This is a genomic window from Beijerinckia indica subsp. indica ATCC 9039 (genome assembly GCF_000019845.1).
Classification (GTDB): domain Bacteria; phylum Pseudomonadota; class Alphaproteobacteria; order Rhizobiales; family Beijerinckiaceae; genus Beijerinckia; species Beijerinckia indica.
Genome location: NC_010581.1, coordinates 3,437,982 through 3,456,950 on the forward strand (window position 1 = coordinate 3,437,982; position 18,969 = coordinate 3,456,950).

At 58.1% G+C, this 18,969-nt stretch carries 16 protein-coding genes; 9 read left to right on the forward strand and 7 right to left on the reverse strand.

The genetic code is table 11. The features are described 5' to 3' along the window. Nucleotides 1-168: 168 nt before the first annotated feature. Nucleotides 169-1,002: a universal stress protein gene (locus BIND_RS15280; RefSeq protein ID WP_012385929.1), complete on the reverse strand. Its 834-nt coding sequence runs from the start codon at nt 1,000-1,002 to the stop codon at nt 169-171. 191 nt (nt 1,003-1,193) lie between these two features. Here BIND_RS15280 and BIND_RS15285 point away from each other — a divergent pair, with 191 nt between their 5' ends. Continuing rightward, entirely contained in the window at nt 1,194-1,577 is a 384-nt protein-coding gene (locus tag BIND_RS15285) for a PRC-barrel domain-containing protein (protein ID WP_012385930.1), read from the forward strand. A gap of 160 nt (nt 1,578-1,737) precedes the next feature. Here BIND_RS15285 and BIND_RS15290 read toward each other — a convergent pair whose 3' ends face one another. After that, nucleotides 1,738-2,235: an Hsp20 family protein gene (locus BIND_RS15290; protein WP_012385931.1), complete on the reverse strand. Its 498-nt coding sequence runs from the start codon at nt 2,233-2,235 to the stop codon at nt 1,738-1,740. A 271-nt stretch (nt 2,236-2,506) separates the two neighbouring features. Continuing rightward, nucleotides 2,507-3,106 (reverse strand): GyrI-like domain-containing protein, encoded by a 600-nt coding sequence (locus BIND_RS15295; RefSeq protein ID WP_244395903.1) that lies wholly within the window; start codon nt 3,104-3,106, stop codon nt 2,507-2,509. Nucleotides 3,107-3,887: 781 nt separating this feature from the next. Here BIND_RS15295 and BIND_RS15300 point away from each other — a divergent pair. From BIND_RS15300 to rpmG, 5 genes are all read left to right on the forward strand, one after another. After that, nucleotides 3,888-4,112, forward strand: coding sequence for a CbtB domain-containing protein (locus tag BIND_RS15300; RefSeq protein WP_012385933.1), 225 nt, complete (start codon nt 3,888-3,890; stop codon nt 4,110-4,112). Nucleotides 4,113-4,280: 168 nt separating this feature from the next. Next, the gene (locus BIND_RS15305; RefSeq protein WP_012385934.1) at nt 4,281-5,072 is read left to right on the forward strand and encodes a CbtA family protein; all 792 of its coding nucleotides are present in this window, start codon (nt 4,281-4,283) and stop codon (nt 5,070-5,072) included. 254 nt (nt 5,073-5,326) lie between these two features. Then, nucleotides 5,327-5,776 carry a DUF983 domain-containing protein gene (locus BIND_RS15310; protein ID WP_012385935.1) on the forward strand — a complete coding sequence of 150 codons (450 nt, stop codon included), beginning with the start codon at nt 5,327-5,329 and terminating at the stop codon, nt 5,774-5,776. A 231-nt stretch (nt 5,777-6,007) separates the two neighbouring features. Continuing rightward, the gene (locus tag BIND_RS15315) at nt 6,008-7,237 is read left to right on the forward strand and encodes an MFS transporter (RefSeq protein ID WP_148210666.1); all 1,230 of its coding nucleotides are present in this window, start codon (nt 6,008-6,010) and stop codon (nt 7,235-7,237) included. Between the two features lie 144 nt (nt 7,238-7,381). Further along, complete coding sequence (gene rpmG, locus BIND_RS15320) at nt 7,382-7,549, forward strand: 50S ribosomal protein L33 (protein WP_012385937.1); 168 nt, start codon at nt 7,382-7,384, stop codon at nt 7,547-7,549. Between the two features lie 99 nt (nt 7,550-7,648). Here the strand turns inward: rpmG and recO are convergent, their stop codons facing one another. From recO to BIND_RS15340, 4 genes are read right to left on the reverse strand one after another with little or no spacing between them, the layout of a single operon-like run. After that, on the reverse strand, nt 7,649-8,401 hold the full coding sequence (recO, locus tag BIND_RS15325) for a DNA repair protein RecO (protein ID WP_012385938.1): 753 nt from the start codon (nt 8,399-8,401) through the stop codon (nt 7,649-7,651). Nucleotides 8,402-8,417: 16 nt separating this feature from the next. Next, complete coding sequence (locus BIND_RS15330) at nt 8,418-9,392, reverse strand: quinone oxidoreductase family protein (RefSeq protein WP_012385939.1); 975 nt, start codon at nt 9,390-9,392, stop codon at nt 8,418-8,420. A gap of 27 nt (nt 9,393-9,419) precedes the next feature. Next, nucleotides 9,420-10,493: a threonine aldolase family protein gene (locus tag BIND_RS15335; protein ID WP_012385940.1), complete on the reverse strand. Its 1,074-nt coding sequence runs from the start codon at nt 10,491-10,493 to the stop codon at nt 9,420-9,422. A 57-nt stretch (nt 10,494-10,550) separates the two neighbouring features. Further along, on the reverse strand, nt 10,551-11,021 hold the full coding sequence (locus BIND_RS15340) for a hypothetical protein (RefSeq protein WP_041778151.1): 471 nt from the start codon (nt 11,019-11,021) through the stop codon (nt 10,551-10,553). A 417-nt stretch (nt 11,022-11,438) separates the two neighbouring features. Between BIND_RS15340 and gltB the strand changes: the two genes are divergently transcribed. The 3 genes from gltB to BIND_RS15360 all read left to right on the forward strand — a co-directional run bounded on the left by gltB (nt 11,439) and on the right by BIND_RS15360 (nt 18,856). After that, nucleotides 11,439-16,100 (forward strand): glutamate synthase large subunit, encoded by a 4,662-nt coding sequence (gene gltB / locus BIND_RS15350; protein ID WP_012385942.1) that lies wholly within the window; start codon nt 11,439-11,441, stop codon nt 16,098-16,100. 138 nt (nt 16,101-16,238) lie between these two features. Continuing rightward, a complete protein-coding gene (locus tag BIND_RS15355) occupies nt 16,239-17,657 on the forward strand; it encodes a glutamate synthase subunit beta (protein WP_012385943.1) in 1,419 nt (472 codons plus the stop codon). Between the two features lie 272 nt (nt 17,658-17,929). Next, entirely contained in the window at nt 17,930-18,856 is a 927-nt protein-coding gene (locus BIND_RS15360; protein WP_012385944.1) for a glycosyltransferase family 2 protein, read from the forward strand. Nucleotides 18,857-18,969: the final 113 nt, after the last annotated feature.

An 18,969-nucleotide genomic window follows, 5' to 3' on the forward strand; every position in this document is an offset into this window, starting at 1 on the left:
AAAGACTAAAGCATCAAATTCAAAAGTGGGCTCTTCTTTTTGGCTGATGCGATCATAAAGACTTTCAGCATCGTTCCTGAATGTGAATGAACGCGCTATACTTTATTGCACAAAGCCAAATGCGCGATTAACAGCCCTTCGTTCACAGCCCCTCGTTCAAGGCGCCATTCAATGAGCCATGAATACGGGCAGATGGGTCTCCGCGAGAATCTCGCTCGTCACACCGCCAAAGATGAGCTGGCGCAGGCGGCTTTGTGTATAGCCCCCTTTGATGAGCAGATCGGCGCCGAGTTCGGTCGCGGCCTCGAGTATGGCATGACCAGACGAAGCCTGGCCTGCACGGGCGGTCTGCGTGCGTGCCTTGATGCCGTGACGCCGCAAGCCACGCACCACGGCTTCATCCGGGGGCCCCGGAAGCCTGAGTCCCGGCACCGAGATCACGATGACATCTTGCGCCCGCAGGAGTAGCGGCATGGCGAAAGCAATGGTGCGCGCCGTATCCGTATTGCCGTTCCAGGCGATCACGATGGTTTCGCCAAGAGTCGGCGGCGGCGTTTTCGTGGCGATGAGCACCGGTCGGCCGCTTTCGAACAAGGCGGCCTCGAAGGTCGTACGGCGGGGCTGCCCCGCGCCCGCTCCAGGGAGACCGACCACCACCAGGTCGAAAACCCGCGCATATTCGCCGATGCCATTATCGGAAACGAGCGTGTCACCCATCCAATCGCAAGAGAGCCCTGTGGACTCATCGGTGTGACGCGGCACCTGATGTCCTGCCATGAAGGCGTCGAAACGCCGTCGGCTGGCCTCGAAGAGCTCCCGGCGCGCGCGATCATCGAGAATGACCCCACTGAGCGAAAAATCCGCTGCGACCAGTTCGGCGAGATTGGGTCCGAGCGCCGCCCCTTCTATCGTGCTTCCGAACTGACGAGCTAGGAGAAGGGTCGTCTCCATGACCGAATCCATCAAGACATGATCCTCGATCGGCAGCAGGATTCCCTTCATCGCCTTTCCTTTCTTTCCGGCCACGCCTGGGTCTGCGAGCCCTGAGGAAACGAACCATCGGGTTGGGGTCTCGCGCAACAGGGAACCACAGGGAACCGATGCCAGGATCCAACGTTCGCAAGGTAGATACAAGTCATCGTCGTGATATGACGCCACCGAAAGCGCCGTGACAAAAATTCAGGGAGCGTATGATGGAGAATTCGAACCAGACGAATCCCCCTCCCGAGGAGACCCATGCGCTGATCGCCAGCGACAGGGTGGAGGGAACCGATGTCCGGCGCAAGAATGGCGACCGGATCGGGGAGATCGCCCGACTAATGATCGATAAAAAAACCGGCATGGTCGCTTACGCAGTCATGAGTTTCGGCGGTTTCCTCGGCATAGGCGAGGATTATTATCCCATACCCTGGCAGAAACTGACCTATAATCCGGACCTCGATGCCTATGAACTCGAGGATCTCGACGTGACCAAGCTCGAAAATGCCCCGAAAATCCCCCGCGAGGGCACGATCGATTGGTCACGGATGGAAGGTCGCGGAATCAACGATTATTATGGCGTGATAACCCCGTTCTGACGGCGCTGCCAGCCGTGACTCGCAAGGATCAGCCTCGGAAGCCACCAGGTTTCCGGGGCTTTTTTGAGCCTCACCTGAAACAGAACATGCATGATGCTTCGCCTATACAAAAAGGCGCCCTTAAAGGGCGCCTTTCCGAACATTTCGGAGGTCCGGAAGATCAGGCCGCTTTTTGCGGCTCTGCAACTTGCTCCACGACCTTGGGAGCAGTTGTTCCGTTCACACCGCCTTTCCCGATTGGAATATGGCGGGGCTTTTGAGCCTCGGGAATTTCACGCAGCAGATCCACGTGCAGCAGTCCGTTTTCCAATGTGGCGCCCGTTACATGAACATGATCGGCGAGCTGGAAGCGTCGCTCGAAGGCGCGGGCCGCAATGCCCTGGTAAAGGGTCTCGGCCTTGGGTGTAGAGGCCTGCTCCTGGTTCTCCTTCGAGCCGCGGATCAGCAGAGCGTTTTCCTTGGTCTCAATCATCAGATCGTTTTCACCAAAGCCCGCTACGGCAAGCGTGATCCGGTAATTATTCTCGCCGGTGCGCTCGATATTGTAAGGCGGATAGCCACCCACCCCCTCATGATTGACCCCCTGGTCGATCATGTTGAACAAGCGATCGAACCCGATGGTCGAACGATAAAGCGGAGCGAGATCAAACTGGCGCATGGAATATCCTCCTGAAGAAGCGATATGGATGACGAAAGTCGACATAAGCCGGCCCCTGGCCCTGGCTTAAGTTCGAAGCGCGTCCTCGAGTGGCCCGCGCAACAAAAGATTTGGGGTCTATCCAAACGCCTGCAAGAGGCAATGTCACAAAATTTCCGTATTCCATGACGCCCACCAAAGGGCGCTCACCGAAGTTCGGCTGAGCTTCATGATGGCAGCGCTTGCGCCTCACGGGGCGGTCGAAACGCCGCCCCGGTGCCTTTCCAAAAGTTCATTTCAGGAAGACATAAATATCGGTTTCCAGGCTCGTATCATCGCTCGTCTTGGTATCGGTCAGATATTCCTCGATGAAGAGATTTTGCGCCTCGAGTCCCTTTTCATCGAGATAGGCTGTGATGAGATCATAGGTCGAATCAATCGTGTCATAAGCATCGCGATGCTGGAACTTGATCGCCTTGCCAGACGGCGAATCGCCGACCTTCACCTCATTGCCGAGATGATCGAGCCCTTCCGGCTTGGCCGTGATGGGAATCATGGCGCTGAACTTGAAGCCGTTTTCATCGGTCGAGGTGAAGACCGCCAGCGGATGGCCCGCTTGCGTCAGCCCCGCCGTCTTGAGTTCCGTCTCGATCGTGGCGAGTTTTTCGCGGATCGTCGCAAACCCCTTTTCCCAATCCGAACTCCCACTGAGGAGAAGAACGGGCCGTGCCGGGATTTCGATCGTCGTCACCTGCGTCGTGGCATTTCCTGGCGTTCCCGTATCAGCGGCGGGCGGCGGTGTGGCCGGCGTCTCAGGCGCCGGAATTTCAGTCGTCGGGGAGGAGGTTTCCGCCAAAACCGGTCCTGGCCCTTGGGCCCAGAGGACGGCCATCGACATGATCATGATACAGGCAACCCGGCGGCAAAAAAGCTTGATCCGATCGCAATCCATCTTTTGCTCCCTGGCATGGCGATGATCCCGCCTGAACGACGCCAACCGCGACCATCATCTCAGCTATAGAACATCGGAGAGCAAACCGGAACAGCTCCGTTTCCTCAATGGCTTGTTAACTTTTGAAAGGAGCGTTGAGCGCTGTGGCGCATGGCAGACGAGCAAGGATGTAAATCGTGATCTATGGCAGAAGTCCGTGGCGAAAAAACGATCAGTACAGAGTGCGTCAAGAAATGCAACGCGGTCTTCGCTGGCCCGCTTGATGGCCGATCATCCACCCGGGTTTCCGAAACTGAATCAACCGGCGAATAATGTCATCCTCTCGTATTCCGTAACGGTCATCATGACATTTGTCAGATCCACGAATATCAGTGATATCATTCAGCCCCATACATATACAGTTTTACAAAACCCGCCTCATGTTTTCGCAGGGATCGCGGAGACATCGATGTATGCTATCAAAAGACAACCATATGCGGCTCGGACTCTTCCTTTTGACGTGAACGACACGCCATGATCTCGCCTGTCACATTTTAAAGCCTATGGCCGATTGACAAGCCTCCCACCTCACCGCTAATTTCAAAAATTGATAGGAAGCGGAAGCCGGTGCAAATCCGACGCGGTCGCGCCACTGTCAACGGCATGGGATCTGCCCTTGCCGCGAGCCAGACCCTCTCCCTGTCACATCCACCCAGAGGGACGCGTTTTCCCGGGAGATTTCATGTCTGATCTCGCTCTTTCGCACACCACTCGCCTGTCCGCCACGCGGCCCGCGCCGATCCCCGTCGGCCAGATTCTGCCCTGGGCGCTCTTTGCCGGGCTCGTCCTTCTGCTGGCCCTTTATTTCGTCGGGATCGAACAAGGCGCGACATCTCTGATCGACGGCACTTCCGTCCATGAATTCGTGCATGACAGCCGCCATTTGCTGTCTTTCCCCTGCCATTAAAGCGATCTGAATTCGGGCGGAATCGCCTGAATGCATGGACTTGCTCGGTCAGATCATCACACAACGCTGTGGGGTTCACGGATGTGAACTCATGGCGCTCTGCAGCATCGCTCATTCACTCCGATTCAAGAGCGATGCTTTAAGTCCTCTTATCAAGGCAGAGAGATAATGGTCGCCCGTCTGCTCTTGCGCGGCATGGTCGTGGGTCTTTTCGCGGGCCTGTTGGCCTTCGGCTGCGCGAAATTCTTCGGCGAACCGCAGATCGAACGCGCCATCGCCTTCGAACATCAGAACGAAGCCAATCATGCTGGCACCGCGCAAGAGCATGATCACCACGGCCATCATCACGAGGCGGCCGGCGAGGCTCAAATAACGGAAATCGTTTCGCGTGAGACTCAGGCCGGCCTCGGACTTTTGACCGGTCTGGTGATCTATGGCGCGGCGATCGGCGGGTTCTTCGCGCTTGGTTTTGCCTGCCTCCATGGCCGCGTGGATCATCTGGACGCACGCGCCAATTCGGTCCTTCTCGCGCTCGGCGGCTTTGTCGCCCTGGTGCTCGTGCCCAGCCTGAAATATCCGGCCAATCCACCCGCTGTCGGCGAGGCCGCCACCATCGGCCCGCGAACAGCGGCCTTTTTCCTGATGCTCGCTTTATCCATCGCGGCCCTGACCGGCGCCGTCACTCTTGCCCGCCGCTTGATCGCCACATGCGGGGCCTGGAACGCCGCCTTGCTCGGTGCCGCCTTCTATCTAATTTGTCTCGGCCTCGTTTTCTGGATCTTGCCCGATTTCAACGAAATTCCGGCCGGTTTCTCCGCCGATCTTCTCTGGCATTTTCGCTTGTCGGCCGTCGGCATCCAGCTTGTCCTTTGGGCCACGCTCGGCTTTGTCTTCGGACCGCTGGCCGAGAGCCTCTGGGCAAAAGAGACGCAGCCTGCCGGACGCTTGCGCACCTTCTGAAAGGCAAGCCTCCCCTCCTCCCCGAAACTGTCCAGGTGGCGGGAATATGCCACATCGCCATGGGCGAGCCGATAGGCTATACTCATCTCAGCATTTCAGACATGCGTCTGACGCCCGTGCGAAAGAGGAAATACTCCCTATATCTTTGGCAAATTGCTTGTTTCTCTCCGCAACAGGCAACGATTTTGCGAGATAATCGAACTGTCTCGTCCAGGCCTCCCGCTGGACGCCTTTGAAAAGAAGTTTCAAAAGAGATGCAAACGACCACCGCGGTTCAGGAAGCGCCGATCACTGATCCAGCGCCGCGTCCTCTCATGCCTGCCTTGAAACGCGGCCTGCGCATGCGTTGCCCCAATTGCGGCATCGGCAAAATGTTTTACGCCTATCTCAAGGTGAACGATTATTGCCCGAATTGCGGTGAGGCGCTCTATCACCAACGCGCGGACGACGCCCCGCCCTATGTGACGATCTTCATTGTCGCCCATGTCGTCGGCACGATGATGCTCACATGGGAGACCTATTGGCCGGATTCGCCGATCTGGCTGCATATCCTGATCTGGCCAACCGTAACCGTTCTTCTCTCCCTGTGGCTGCTGCCACATATCAAGGGAGCGCTCGTCGCCTATCAATGGGCGTTCCGCATGCATGGTTTCGAGAATGCGGATAAAGACGATAAGAAAGCAGATCCACAACCAGGCCCTTAATACGCACGGTCGTGGAAAGCCCCCAGTATCCGTCATCATTGGTGCACGAGTCGTTGCCCGCCAATGATGACAGCCGGATACGGCTATTAGATCGACGTATCAGGAATCTATGATTCCTGATACTAGGCCTCTGAAAAGGTGAAAAATCAGGAGGGCAAAAGTTGCATGGCTTTTGCCGTAAAAAACCTGAAATAGCGCGTATTTTCTCTTTTCTCTCTTGTGCTCGCTTGCATGGATATTGTGCCGGATTCGTCCGCCACTCCACGACATTGGAGTGAGCCTCAGCCCCCCGATTCGTCTCCCCTGGACGCGGTTCTGTCCAAGCGGAACACTATGGCGCTTCTCTCCGCCATTGCTTCCGTCTCGATTGTCGGCATCGGCCTTTCGCTCGTCATGAGCCTCTTGTCCTTGCTTCTCGGTGAACAGGGCTATTCGGCACGTGCCATCGGCCTCAATCCCGCTGCCGCGGGCCTCGCCACCTTGGTCGGCGCCCCCTTAGCCCCCTTGCTGGCCCGCCGCTTCGGCCTGACCCCCGTTCTGTTTTTTTCCTTGTTTCTTGGCGCACTTTGCCTTGCCGCCTTTGCCGTCACCCGTTCCTATTGGGCATGGCTTGTCCTGCGTGCCATTTTTGGCGGCGCCCTGACCATGCAATTCGTGCTCAGCGAATATTGGATCAATGTACTGGCGCCACCTGAGCGGCGTGGCTTCATCATGGGCCTCTACGCGACCAGTCTCGCGCTCGGCTTCGTCACGGGCCCTGCCATCCTTTCCGGCGTCGGCACTGAAGGCACTCTGCCTTTCCTGATCCCGATTGGCCTGTTTTTATTGGCAAGCCTGCCCATTCTCCTCGGTGCGCGCGCGGCTCCCGAGATCGAGACAGCATCCGAGAGCGGCGTCGTGTCGTTTCTGCTGCGGGCGCCGGTCGCCAGTTTTGCAGGTCTTCTGCATGGCATGATTGAGATGGCCGCCTTCGGCCTTCTCCCCCTTTTTGCCTTGCAGGCCAATCTTGGCCCAGCGATGGGAGCGCGACTTGCGGGCTTTTTCGCCTTGGGCAATGTCCTCTTCCAGATTCCTCTGGGCCTTGCCTCCGACCGTTTCGAGCGGCGCCAGCTGTTGCTGATCATCAGCTTGCTCGGCCTTGGCGGTGCACTGCTCTTACCGCTCGTGGGTCCCACGCATCAGAACCTGTTCTGCGGGCTTCTCGTCATCTGGGGCGGCGTTGCGGGAAGTCTTTATCCCATCGGGCTTGCTTATCTCGGCGCTCAATATAAAGGCGCGGAACTCGCCAGCGCCAATGCCGCATTCGTCATGCTTTATTCGCTGGGCATGCTGGCTGGCCCACCGCTCATGGGCTATGGCATGGATCTTCTCATGCCAAATGGATTTTTTCTGACCATTGGGGCGCTTTTCACCCTGTATCTCGGCTTTATCGCCTGGTGTCTCGTCCGGGGTCACGACTGAAAAATGACGATTATGTCGCTCCTTTCTTGACAAGTTCCGGCCGATCCTTATGGTCCGGCTTTCTCTTTTTCCGCTTGGCTGTGGACGGCTTCCGATTCCCAGGCCGGCACCGCGCCCGAAAAACGCGCCCATGAGGATATGGCAATGGCCAAGGCCGCAATGATCAAGATCAAGCTCCTGTCCACCGCGGACACGGGCTATTTCTACGTGACCAAGAAGAACGCGCGTACCAAGACCGAGAAGCTCTCGTTCAAGAAATATGATCCCGTCGTGCGCAAGCACGTCGAGTTCAAGGAAACCAAGATCAAGTAATTCTCACGGCCGAGGCCGTGATGAACGCCTCTTGGTTCCTGTCTCGCATTTTCGTTTCTTGAGAACGCTTCGCAGCGATCACATCCATGATCGCTGGTTTCAAAAACACTGTGGCGCGACACGCGGATAGGTTTTGGCGGTTTCCGCCAAAAAAGCATGGCGCGCATCCGGAAGTGTCTGACCGCGCGGGCCAAAGAGGTCGCGCATCAGAAAATGACCCGTTAGAGCGAAGCCGGCTTCGACCTCTTCCAGAGTGGGGTTTTTCAACAGGCTCCCATCCAGGAAAAAGGGCGGCAAGCCCAACAGCTTGTCGTGATAGGGCGCGCCTGCCCTGGCCGAGACGGCCCGGCCCGATTTCGGCGAGACATAGATCAATTCCTGCGTCGCGCCGGTCGCCGCGCAAGCGGAAAGATCAAGCCCAAAGCCGGTTTCCGTCAGCATTGCGAGTTCGAAACGTGCGAGGAGGATCGGCGCCACAGCCGGCTCGTCGAGATGCTCAAGGAGCACCCGCACCACGGCATAGAGCTCTGGATGGGGGTCGCGCTCGGGCAAAAGGCGCAATAGCGCGGCAATCAGATTCATACCTTGAAGCGCGAGACCACTGGCAAAGAGCCGCGTGGTCATGAGTTTCGTCGGCTCCACGGCAAGGAGCCCGAGCTGTTGATCGAGCCGCGCGCGCCAGGTGAAATCAGCTTGGTTGCCGGGTTGCAGTAAGGCCCGCAGACGACGCCCGAAACCGCCCCGCACCAGCCCGAAATGGCGTCCATGCGCCGGTGTAAAAACCTCCAGAATGGCGCCCGTCTCGCCGTAGCGCCTGAGCCCGATGATCAGTCCTTCATCATGCCATTCCATGGTCGCTCAGCCAGGATCACGGGACCAGCACCGTCGCGCCGGTGGTTTCACGCGCCTGCAAGGCTTGATGCACCCGCACGGCATCAGCGAGCGGCGCGACTTCATGCACGGCGATCTTGACCGTTCCATCCTTGACGACACGAAACAGATCCTTCGCCATTTTGGCGTAATTTTTGGGGCGTGCCGTATAAGTATTGAGCGTCGGACGGGTCGCGAACAGGGATCCCTTGCTGGCGAGAAGGCCTATGTCGAAAGCCTCGATCGGCCCGGATGCGGAGCCGAAACTGACGAACATGCCAAGCGGGGCCAGGCAATCAAGCGAGCCGGGAAAAGTCGCCTTGCCGACGCCATCATAAACCACGTCGCAGAGTTTTCCTCGCGTCAATTCCTGGACGCGGGCGACGAAATCCTCCTCGCGATAAAGGATCACATGTTTCGCCCCGGCCTTTTTGGCGAGTTTCGCTTTTTCGTCCGAGCCGACCGTGCCGATCACCTCGGCCCCCAAAGCATTCGCCCATTGGCAAAGCAACAGGCCAACGCCACCCGCTGCCGCATGGACGAGAATCACATGGCCTTTCTTGACCTTGAAAGTCTGCCGCAGAAGATATTGCGCGGTCAGGCCTTTCAACATCATCGCCGCCGCTGTTTCGTAAGAAATGGATTTCGGCAGTTTCACGAGCCGATCAGCCGGAACGATCCGCTCCTCGGCATAACCGCCAAGCGCGGAGACATAGGCAACGCGGTCGCCGATTTTGAATTGGGTCACACCCGGCCCAAGAGCCAAAATCTCACCGGCCGCCTCATTGCCTGGAACGAAGGGCAGGCTTGGCGCCTTGTAATGGCCCTGGCGGAAATAAGTGTCGATGAAATTGACGCCGATGGCACGATTGCGCACCAGCACCTCTGCTTCGCCGGGCGGCGGCAAAGTGATCTCCTCAAGGTGCATGACCTCGGGCCCACCCACTTCATGCACCAGAATGGCTTTCGTCATCGCCTCGCCTTTCCTTGGCAGGGTTGCTCAGGCATGTTTCTGTGCTGCCGCCGCCGCGACAGCCAGGAATTGGTCGATCGCCTCATCCTTGGTCGCAAAGGAGGTCACGAGACGCGCGAGGACTTCCGTGGGACCGACCGGCGGCCCCTCCATCAGGCCCGGCTTATCCCAAGTATAATAATGTCCCCCGGCCTTCTGCAAAACCTTGTCAACCTCTTCGGAAAGAACCACGAAAACCTCATTGGCCTCGCAGGGCCAGGCGAGCCGCAGTCCCGGAATGCGCGCGATCCCTTCAGCAAGCCGGCGCGCACGGGCATTGGCGATTCTCGCCAGGTCCAGCCAATGATCCTGGTCGAGATAAGCCGTCATCTGCGCACCCAGCAGCCGGCTTTTGGAGACGGTATGACCACCGCGCTTGCGGCGATAGATGAAGTCGCGCGCTTTTTCGGGATCGAAGAACAAGACCGCCTCGCAGGCCCAAGCGCCATTCTTGGTGGCGCCGAAGGAGAGCACATCAATGCCCGCCTTCCAGGTCATTTCGGCGGGCGTGCAGCCAAGCGCGACGAGCGCATTGGCGAAACGGGCTCCATCCATATGCACGGCAAGCCCCGCCGCATGAGCGATTTCGCTCAAGGCAGAGATTTCCGCTGGTCGGTAAAGCGTGCCGGCTTCGGTCACTTGCGACAGGGACAAGGCCGCCGGCTGCACCTGCCTGACTGGCCCCCGCGGGAAAGCGGCGAGCTTGGCGGTGAAGGCTTCCGGTGTGATCTTGGCACGCACGCCCTCGATGCCGACAAGCTTGCCACCGGCTGTGAACATTTCCGGCGCGCCGCATTCATCGGCAATCACATGGGCGTCCTCGTGGCAGAAGACAGCGCCCCAGGGCGGACAGAGCGCGCCGAGCGCCAAAGCATTGGCGGCCGTGCCGGTCGGCACCAGAAAACAGGCAAGCTCATGCTCGAAAACCACGGCAAGACGGCGTTCGGCCTCAAGGCTTAGAGTGTCCGCTCCATAGGGGGCGGCATGACCATCATTGGCCGCGATGATCGCCTCGAGAATGGGCTGGCTCGCCCCGGCCGTATTATCGCTTGAAAATTCCATTGCACCGCGCCGCTTTATGATCCGATCCGCCCCTTTTCGGTTATATCAGGTCGCCCGTCACGACCAAGATCGAAAAGCGGAAACAGAGAAAGCCAAGCCACACACCGGAATCACAGTCCCGAGCACAGACAATAGAAAACAATGGATTTTCGAAAAATCAGAAGATTTTTTGCCAAACCTTGTGACTGCGACCAAGAAAATCCTGAAAAATGCAAAAAAATTGAGCGGAATCTCTCGATTTGACGAGAAGAATCCAGCCATGGCGCTTGTCTCAGCGTTACAAATCTGCAATGGTCGCGTGCCGTGATGAGACAAGGCTCCGGGATCGTGAGCCTGCCATATACGGACGATGATCGGTCCATGAGCCTTTTGCAAAGATAAATTCCGCGAGGAAAAAATCTGCAAGAGATCAATCCAATGGCCATCGTCGGATTTCCACGCCGCTTGCAATCCGATCCGGACGGGAAAAGATTGCTCAAAGCCGGTATTGACGACACATGACGTAACGCCTTGCAAGAGGTCGCGCACGAGACCAGGCCGCGCGAACCTTTCGAAAGTCGAGCCCGAATGCCGGGCCGGGAAAGACTATCGCGGTTTTCGCATGTCCTTTTTCGGCCGCTCTTGCCCGATTTCTCACCTGCCGTCCGCCCAAGGTTTTGCGCGTCTGGAGCATCAAACCCAAAAGTGGGCACCGCTTTTGGGTTTGATGCGTTAATAGAAAGATAGGGCATCGCTCATGCGTCCCATTTAACGAGCGATGCTCTAGTATCGAGAATCACAGATTCTCGATACGTCACTATATTAAACTGTATCCACTTGCCCTCATTGAACCGCGACGAGTTGCGCTTCAATGAAGGTGGATACTGGCCCCAGATTGGGCTTTGATCGTCGAGACCCGCCGTCTTCATCTTCGTCTTATTCGCTTTTGCCGGATAGAATGTCCCCATGACCAAGCTTTTCCCTTCCGATCCTGGTCTGCCCTCCGCTCAGGGACTTTATTCGCCGACGCTGGAACATGATGCCTGCGGTGTCGGCTTCGTCGCCAATCTGCATAATCAAAAATCGCATGATATCGTCGAGATGGGCCTGCAAATCCTGCTCAATCTCGATCATCGCGGCGCCGTCGGCGCCGACCGCAAAGCAGGTGATGGTTGCGGCATGCTGGTGCAGATGCCGCATGATTTCTTCCTCGCCAAAGCGGCCGAAAACGGCTTCACCTTGCCCGATCCCGGCTTCTATGCCGTCGGCAATCTGTTTTTGCCGCGCGATGCGGAAGGCCGCAAAGAGATCGAGGCCATCGTCGAGACGGTCATCAAGGAAGAAGGCCAGATCTTTCTCGGCTGGCGCGATGTGCCGGTCGATCCGTCCGGCCTTGGCGAAAGCGTCAAGCCGACGGAGCCCATGACACGCCAGATCTTCATCGGCCGTGGTCCGGAGATCGCGACGCAAGATGATTTCGAACGCCGTCTGTTCCTGCTCCGCAAGGTGATTTCCAACACCGTCTATACGCAGGAAAAACTGCGCCCGCTGGGCTTTTACCCGGTGTCGCTCTCCTCGCGCACCATCGTCTATAAGGGCATGCTGCTCGCGACCCAGCTCGGCGATTATTTCAAGGATCTGCGCGATCCCTTGTTCCAATCGGCGATTTCGCTGGTGCATCAGCGTTTCTCGACCAATACATTCCCGACCTGGTCGCTCGCCCATCCCTATCGCCTCGTCGCCCATAATGGCGAGATCAATACGCTGCGCGGCAACGTCAATTGGATGGCGGCGCGCCAGGCATCCGTCGCCTCGGGCCTGTTCGGCAACGATATTTCAAAGCTCTGGCCGATTTCCTACGAGGGCCAGTCCGATACAGCCTGTTTCGACAATGCGCTCGAATTTCTCGTCCAGGGCGGCTATTCGCTCGCCCATGCGATGATGATGTTGATCCCCGAGGCCTGGGCCGGCAATCCCTTGATGGATGAGGGACGGCGCGCCTTCTACGAATATCATGCCGCCATGATGGAGCCCTGGGATGGGCCGGCGGCGGTTGCCTTTACCGATGGCCGCCAGATTGGCGCGACGCTCGACCGTAATGGCCTGCGCCCCGCCCGCTATCTGGTCACCGATGACGGCCTCGTCGTCATGGCCTCGGAAATGGGCGTCCTCCCCATCCCCGAGGAACGCATCATTCAGAAATGGCGCCTGCAGCCTGGCCGCATGCTGCTTGTCGATCTGGAAGAAGGCCGCATCGTCTCCGATGACGAAATGAAGAATGCCCTGGCTCAGTCGCACCCCTATGCGGAATGGCTGCAGCGCACCCAGATCGTTCTGGAAGATCTGAAGCCGGTCGAGCCACGCTCGACCCGCACCGATGTCTCATTGCTCGATCGCCAGCAGGTTTTCGGCTATAGCCAGGAAGATCTTTCGCTGCTCATGTCGCCCATGGCCGTCACCGGCCAGGAGGCTGTGGGCTCGATGGGCACCGACACGCCCATTTCGGCACTGTCGTCCAAGCCGAAACTGCTGTTCACTTATTTCAAGCAGAATTTCGCCCAGGTCACCAATCCGCCGATCGATCCGATCCGCGAGGATCTGGTGATGAGCCTCGTGAGCTTCATCGGTCCCCGGCCGAATATTCTCGACCATGAGGGCAATTCCAAGCGCAAGCGCCTGGAGGTCCGTCAGCCGATCCTCACCAATGCCGATCTCGAAAAGATCCGCTCGATCGGTCATTTCGAGGAAACATTCGATTCCAAGACGCTCGACATTACCTATGCCTCCAGCATGGGTGCCGACGGCATGGAAGAAGCCCTCACAAAGCTTTGCGCCCGCGCCGACCAGGCAGTCCTCAACGGCTTCAACATCATCATCCTGTCCGATCGCCTCGTCGGCCCCGACCGGATTCCGATCCCTGCCCTGCTCGCCACCGCGGCCGTGCATCATCATCTGATCCGCAAAGGTCTGCGCACGTCGGTCGGCCTCGTCGTTGAAACCGGTGAGGCTCGTGAGGTGCATCATTTCGCTTTGCTGGCAGGCTATGGCGCGGAAGCCATCAATCCCTATCTCGCCTTCGAGACGCTCGCCGCCATGGCCGAAGATTTCCCCGAGGAAGTCGACGGTTATGAAGCCTGCAAGCGCTATATCAAGTCGATCGACAAGGGCCTGTTGAAGGTCATGTCTAAGATGGGCATTTCGACCTATCAATCCTATTGCGGCGCGCAGATCTTCGATGCGATCGGCCTCGCTGAATCGTTCGTCGCGCATTATTTCACCGGCACGGCGACGCGGATCGGCGGCATCGGGCTCTCCGAGGTCGCGGCGGAAACCGTCCGCCGTCACAAGGATGCCTTCGGCGACGCACCGATCTACCGCAATGCGCTCGACGTCGGCGGTGATTACGCTTTCCGCTCGCGCGGCGAGGCGCATTCCTGGTCGCCCCAATCGGTCTCCCTGCTGCAGCATGCGGTGCGCTCCAACCATCTCGAGACCTATCGCGCCTATGCTGCTTTGCTGAATGACCAGAAGCATCAGCCTTTGACCATTCGCGGCTTGTTCCGCGTCAAATCCGCCGATGAGGATGGGCGCGCGCCGATCGCTCTCGACGAGGTCGAAGACGCCGCCTCGATCGTCAAGCGTTTCGCCACCGGCGCCATGTCCTTTGGCTCGATCTCGCGCGAGGCGCATACGACTCTGGCGCTGGCGATGAACCGGATCGGCGGCAAGTCGAACACCGGCGAAGGCGGTGAGGAAAGCGATCGCTTCAAGCGCCTGCCGAACGGCGACACGATGCGCTCGGCGATCAAGCAAGTCGCCTCCGGCCGGTTCGGCGTGACGACCGAATATCTCGTCAATGCCGACATGATCCAGATCAAGATGGCGCAAGGCGCAAAGCCTGGCGAGGGCGGCCAATTGCCCGGTCATAAGGTCGATGCGGTCATCGCCAAGGTCCGGCATTCCACCCAAGGGGTGGGTCTGATCTCACCGCCGCCGCATCACGATATCTATTCGATCGAGGATCTGGCGCAGCTCATTTATGACCTGAAAAACGTCAACCCCGAAGCCGATGTCTCGGTCAAGCTCGTCTCCGAGGTTGGCGTCGGCACGGTGGCGGCGGGCGTTTCCAAGGGCCGAGCCGATCATGTCACGGTTTCAGGCTTCGAGGGTGGCACCGGCGCCTCCCCCCTGACCTCGATCAAGCATGCTGGTTCCCCCTGGGAAATCGGGCTCGCTGAAACACATCAAACCCTGGTGCTGAACCGCCTGCGCTCGCGCATCGCGGTGCAGGTCGATGGCGGTTTGCGCACGGGCCGCGATGTCGTCATCGGCGCTTTGCTCGGCGCCGATGAATTCGGCTTTGCCACCGCGCCCCTGATCGCGGCCGGCTGCATCATGATGCGCAAATGCCATTTGAACACGTGTCCGGTCGGGATTGCGACGCAAGACCCGGTGCTGCGCAAGCGTTTCACCGGCCTGCCTGAGCATGTCATCAATTTCTTCTTCTTCGTCGCCGAGGAAGTCCGCGAATTGATGGCGCAAATGGGCTATCGCACCTTCAATGAAATGATCGGCCAGATGCAGATGCTCGACAAGGCCGAGGCGATCGCGCATTGGAAGGGCAAGGGGCTCGATTTCTCGAAGCTGTTCCACAAGCCGCAGACGGCTCCAGGCGACGCCATCTACCACACCGAACGCCAGGATCATGCTCTGGAAAAGGTGCTCGACCGCAAGCTGATCGAGGCGGCGCAGCCGGCACTCGAAACCGGCAGCCCGGTCGGCATCGAGGTCGCGATCAACAATACCGACCGCACCACCGGCGCCATGCTGTCGGGCGAGATCGCCAAACGCCTCGGCCATGCGGGCCTGCCGGACAATACGATCCATATCAAGGCGACCGGTACGGCCGGACAAAGCTTTGGGGCCTGGCTCGCCGCCGGCGTCACCCTCGAACTCGAGGGGCAAGCCAATGATTATGTTGGCAAAGGACTGTCCGGAGGCCGCATCCTGATCTATCCGCCGAAAAATACGCGGATCGTGCCGGAAGACTCGATCATCATCGGCAATACGGTGCTTTATGGCGCGATTGCCGGCGAATGCTATTTCCGCGGCGTCGCCGGCGAGCGTTTCGCCGTGCGTAATTCCGGCGCGATCGCGGTGGTCGAGGGCACCGGCGATCATGGCTGCGAATATATGACCGGCGGAATTGTCGTCGTCATCGGAAAGACAGGCCGCAATTTCGCCGCCGGCATGTCGGGCGGCATCGCTTATGTGCTCGATGAGGACGGCACTTTCGAGAAGCGCTGCAATCTCTCCATGGTGGACCTCGAACCGGTCACCGAGGAAGAGGATCTGATGCAGAAAAGCTATCATCAGGGCGGTGACCTGCTTGCGCACGGCCGTGTCGATATCATGCGGGACATGACCCGTTTCGACGCCGAACGCCTGCATCGCCTGATCTCGAATCACGCGACCTTCACCGGTTCGACGCGCGCGCGCCAGATCCTCGATCAATGGGATGCCTACAAGGCCAAGTTCCGCAAAGTCATGCCGGTCGAATATCGGCGCGCCTTGCAGGACCAGATCAGCCAATATGGGGAACAGCGGCAGGCTTCGCCGGCGCTGTGATCCGAGAAACCCTACAGGCGCCGGCCTTCCCTCGCGCTGGCGCCTGAAATGTCGATTTCACTGCAACCGATTTTGGTCTAGAGCAGATCGCGCCGATGCCGCGCGATCGTGCACGACCTCTAGGATGGACTGGTTCGAATGGGCAAGGTAACGGGTTTTCTGGAAATCGACCGGCGGGACCGGCGCTATGCGCCCGCCTCCGATCGCATTCGCCATTACAGGGAATTCGTGATCCCGCTATCCGAGGAAGCGACCAAGGATCAGGCGGCGCGCTGCATGAATTGCGGCATCCCCTATTGCCATAACGGCTGCCCGGTCAATAATCAGATCCCTGACTGGAACGATCTCGTCTATCATTCCGATTGGCGGGAAGCGGCCGTCAATCTTCATTCGACCAATAATTTCCCGGAATTTACCGGCCGCGTCTGTCCCGCGCCCTGTGAAGCCTCGTGCACGCTGAACCTCAACGAGAGCCCGGTGACGATCAAGACGATCGAATGCGCGATCGTCGACAGGGCCTTTGCGGAAGGCTGGATCACGCCGGAACCGGCGCTGAAAAAGACCGGCAAGACAATCGCGGTGATCGGCTCGGGCCCTGCCGGCATGGCGGCGTCTCAGCAACTCGCGCGCGCCGGCCATGAAGTTCATCTTTACGAAAAACACGCCAAGCTCGGCGGCCTGTTGCGGTACGGCATTCCTGACTTCAAGATGGAAAAGCATCTGATCGACCGCAGGTTGAAGCAGATGGCAGCCGAGGGCGTCGTCTTCCATCCTGGCATCAATGTCGGCGTCGATCTGGACGCGGCAAGCCTCACGCGCGATTACGATGCGGTGGTGCTCGCTGGCGGCGCGGAAAAGCCGCGCGACCTTCCGATTCCCGGTCGCGAACTCGGCGGCGTCCATTTCGCCATGGATTTTCTGCCGCAGCAGAACCGGCGCGTCGGCCATGAGAAAATTCACAGCAACGAGCCAATTCTCGCCTCCGGCAAACATGTCGTCGTCATCGGCGGCGGTGATACCGGTTCGGATTGCATCGGCACGTCGATCCGCCAAGGCGCCCTCTCGGTCACGCAGATCGAGATCATGCCGCAGCCGCCCGAGAAGGAAAACAAGCTGCTCACCTGGCCGGACTGGCCGTTGAAATTGCGCACATCCTCTTCGCATGAAGAAGGCGCGGTGCGCGATTTCGCCGTGTTGACGCGCGAATTCATCGGCAAGGATGGCATGGTCAAAGGCCTGCACTGCGTGCGGGTCGATCATCAATTACAGCCAATCGCGGGCAGTGATTTCGAAATCAAGGCTGATCTCGTCCTCCTGGCCATGGGCTTCGTGGCACCGATCTCGGAAGGCCTGTTGCACAACCTCGGCGTGACGCTCGATCCACGCGGCAATGTCGCCGCCGATACGGTGCATTACCAGACTTCGATCGACAAGGTTTTCGCCTGCGGTGATATGCGGCGCGGGCAATCGCTCGTGGTCTGGGCGATCCGCGAGGGGCGCCAGGCCGCGCATGCGGTCGATGCCTTTCTGATGGGCGAAACCAGCCTGCCGCGTTGAGGCTCCCGACGTCGTCAACGGCGTCTCCTGGCATAAGCATCAGCCCCAAAAGTGGCCATCACTTTTGGGGCTGATGCTTTGACGCAGGGCGCCTATACCTTCGATCCCAAGGATCTCTCGCGCTCTGGAAAGCTTTTCTTTTCCTTTCGGGCGAAAAGCTTCCCTGAATTTGCGTGATCTTGCAAAAACGTAAAAATTCGAGAACGGCACCTATGATAAAAGACTCGTCGCAAGGGCTTGACGATATCCGCAGGTAACGAGGAGTGCTCTCGATGGACGTCGCTGTTATTCTTATCAATTGGAACGGCTGGCGTGACACATTGCGTTGCTTGCAATCCCTCGAGCGGTCTCAACTGACATCATGGCACGCCATCATCGTCGATAATGCCTCAACGGATGATTCACTCGACCATCTTCATAATCTCGGCGAACGGGTAGAGGTCATCGCAAGCCCGAAAAACCTGGGCTGGACGGGCGGATGCAATCTCGGCATCAAAAGAGCCATCGAGCTCGACAGCGAATATGTTTTTCTTTTGAACAATGATGCTCTTGTTGATGAGAATACACTCTCAATATTGATATCGGAAGCGAGCAAACTCGGCGATAGAGCAGCCGTGAGTTGCGTTGTGCGTTTTTCGCCTTCTGGCGACTATCAATTCTTTGGCAGTTCAACGATTAGCCGCTCTGGACAGCCATTCTGGTATTCGGACAAGCACAATAAAAGCGCTCTCAATAACAAACTTATTCCCACCGACTTTCTGTTCGGGGCCGGCATGCTTGTCCCGACAAAGGTCTTTCAGCATGTCGGTTTGTTCGATGATCGGTTTTTCCTCTATGTCGATGAAACGGAATGGTCGGTGAGGGCACGCGAAAAAGGTATTTCCCTTTTTGTCGTCCGTGATGCCGTCATTCACCACCTCGGGAGTGCCTCGACAGGGGGGAATGGTTCACCGCTCCAGACCTATTTCATGATCCGGAATTCCTTGCTGTTTTCCCGTCTCCACGGAACCTTTTCCCAACAAATTGTTCTGTTTCTCATGACGGTCCGAGACACAGCTCGCTCATGCCTGAAAAAGGGTGTGGACGATAACAGCCGCAGAGCCGCAAGACTGCTGGGCATGTTTGATTTTATACGGTGTAAATTCGGGGATTGCCCGGATGTCATCCGGCGCTTGCAAGCCAAACAATCATCTCGTTGAGAACGACTTACCGACTACAGCATTAACTTGAAAGAGTACCGCTCTAGAGCATTTTCAAGTGAAGCATGTTCTACTCGATTGCTCATGCGGCCGAAGCCAGCGAACCTGGATAA

What these genes read in the sequence shown, in the direction of transcription:
- BIND_RS15285 (WP_012385930.1), top strand. Translation starts at nt 1,194, where the DNA reads ATGGAGAATTCGAACCAGACGAATCCCCCTCCCGAGGAGACCCATGCG.
- BIND_RS15300 (WP_012385933.1), top strand. Translation starts at nt 3,888, where the DNA reads ATGTCTGATCTCGCTCTTTCGCACACCACTCGCCTGTCCGCCACGCGG.
- recO (WP_012385938.1), bottom strand. Translation starts at nt 8,401, where the DNA reads ATGGAATGGCATGATGAAGGACTGATCATCGGGCTCAGGCGCTACGGC.
- BIND_RS15360 (WP_012385944.1), top strand. Translation starts at nt 17,930, where the DNA reads ATGGACGTCGCTGTTATTCTTATCAATTGGAACGGCTGGCGTGACACA.
- BIND_RS15305 (WP_012385934.1), top strand. Translation starts at nt 4,281, where the DNA reads ATGGTCGCCCGTCTGCTCTTGCGCGGCATGGTCGTGGGTCTTTTCGCG.
- BIND_RS15295 (WP_244395903.1), bottom strand. Translation starts at nt 3,106, where the DNA reads ATGGCCGTCCTCTGGGCCCAAGGGCCAGGACCGGTTTTGGCGGAAACC.
- BIND_RS15280 (WP_012385929.1), bottom strand. Translation starts at nt 1,002, where the DNA reads ATGAAGGGAATCCTGCTGCCGATCGAGGATCATGTCTTGATGGATTCG.
- BIND_RS15355 (WP_012385943.1), top strand. Translation starts at nt 16,239, where the DNA reads ATGGGCAAGGTAACGGGTTTTCTGGAAATCGACCGGCGGGACCGGCGC.
- BIND_RS15335 (WP_012385940.1), bottom strand. Translation starts at nt 10,493, where the DNA reads ATGGAATTTTCAAGCGATAATACGGCCGGGGCGAGCCAGCCCATTCTC.
- BIND_RS15290 (WP_012385931.1), bottom strand. Translation starts at nt 2,235, where the DNA reads ATGCGCCAGTTTGATCTCGCTCCGCTTTATCGTTCGACCATCGGGTTC.
- BIND_RS15315 (WP_148210666.1), top strand. Translation starts at nt 6,008, where the DNA reads ATGGATATTGTGCCGGATTCGTCCGCCACTCCACGACATTGGAGTGAG.
- rpmG (WP_012385937.1), top strand. Translation starts at nt 7,382, where the DNA reads ATGGCCAAGGCCGCAATGATCAAGATCAAGCTCCTGTCCACCGCGGAC.
- BIND_RS15330 (WP_012385939.1), bottom strand. Translation starts at nt 9,392, where the DNA reads ATGACGAAAGCCATTCTGGTGCATGAAGTGGGTGGGCCCGAGGTCATG.
- gltB (WP_012385942.1), top strand. Translation starts at nt 11,439, where the DNA reads ATGACCAAGCTTTTCCCTTCCGATCCTGGTCTGCCCTCCGCTCAGGGA.
- BIND_RS15310 (WP_012385935.1), top strand. Translation starts at nt 5,327, where the DNA reads ATGCAAACGACCACCGCGGTTCAGGAAGCGCCGATCACTGATCCAGCG.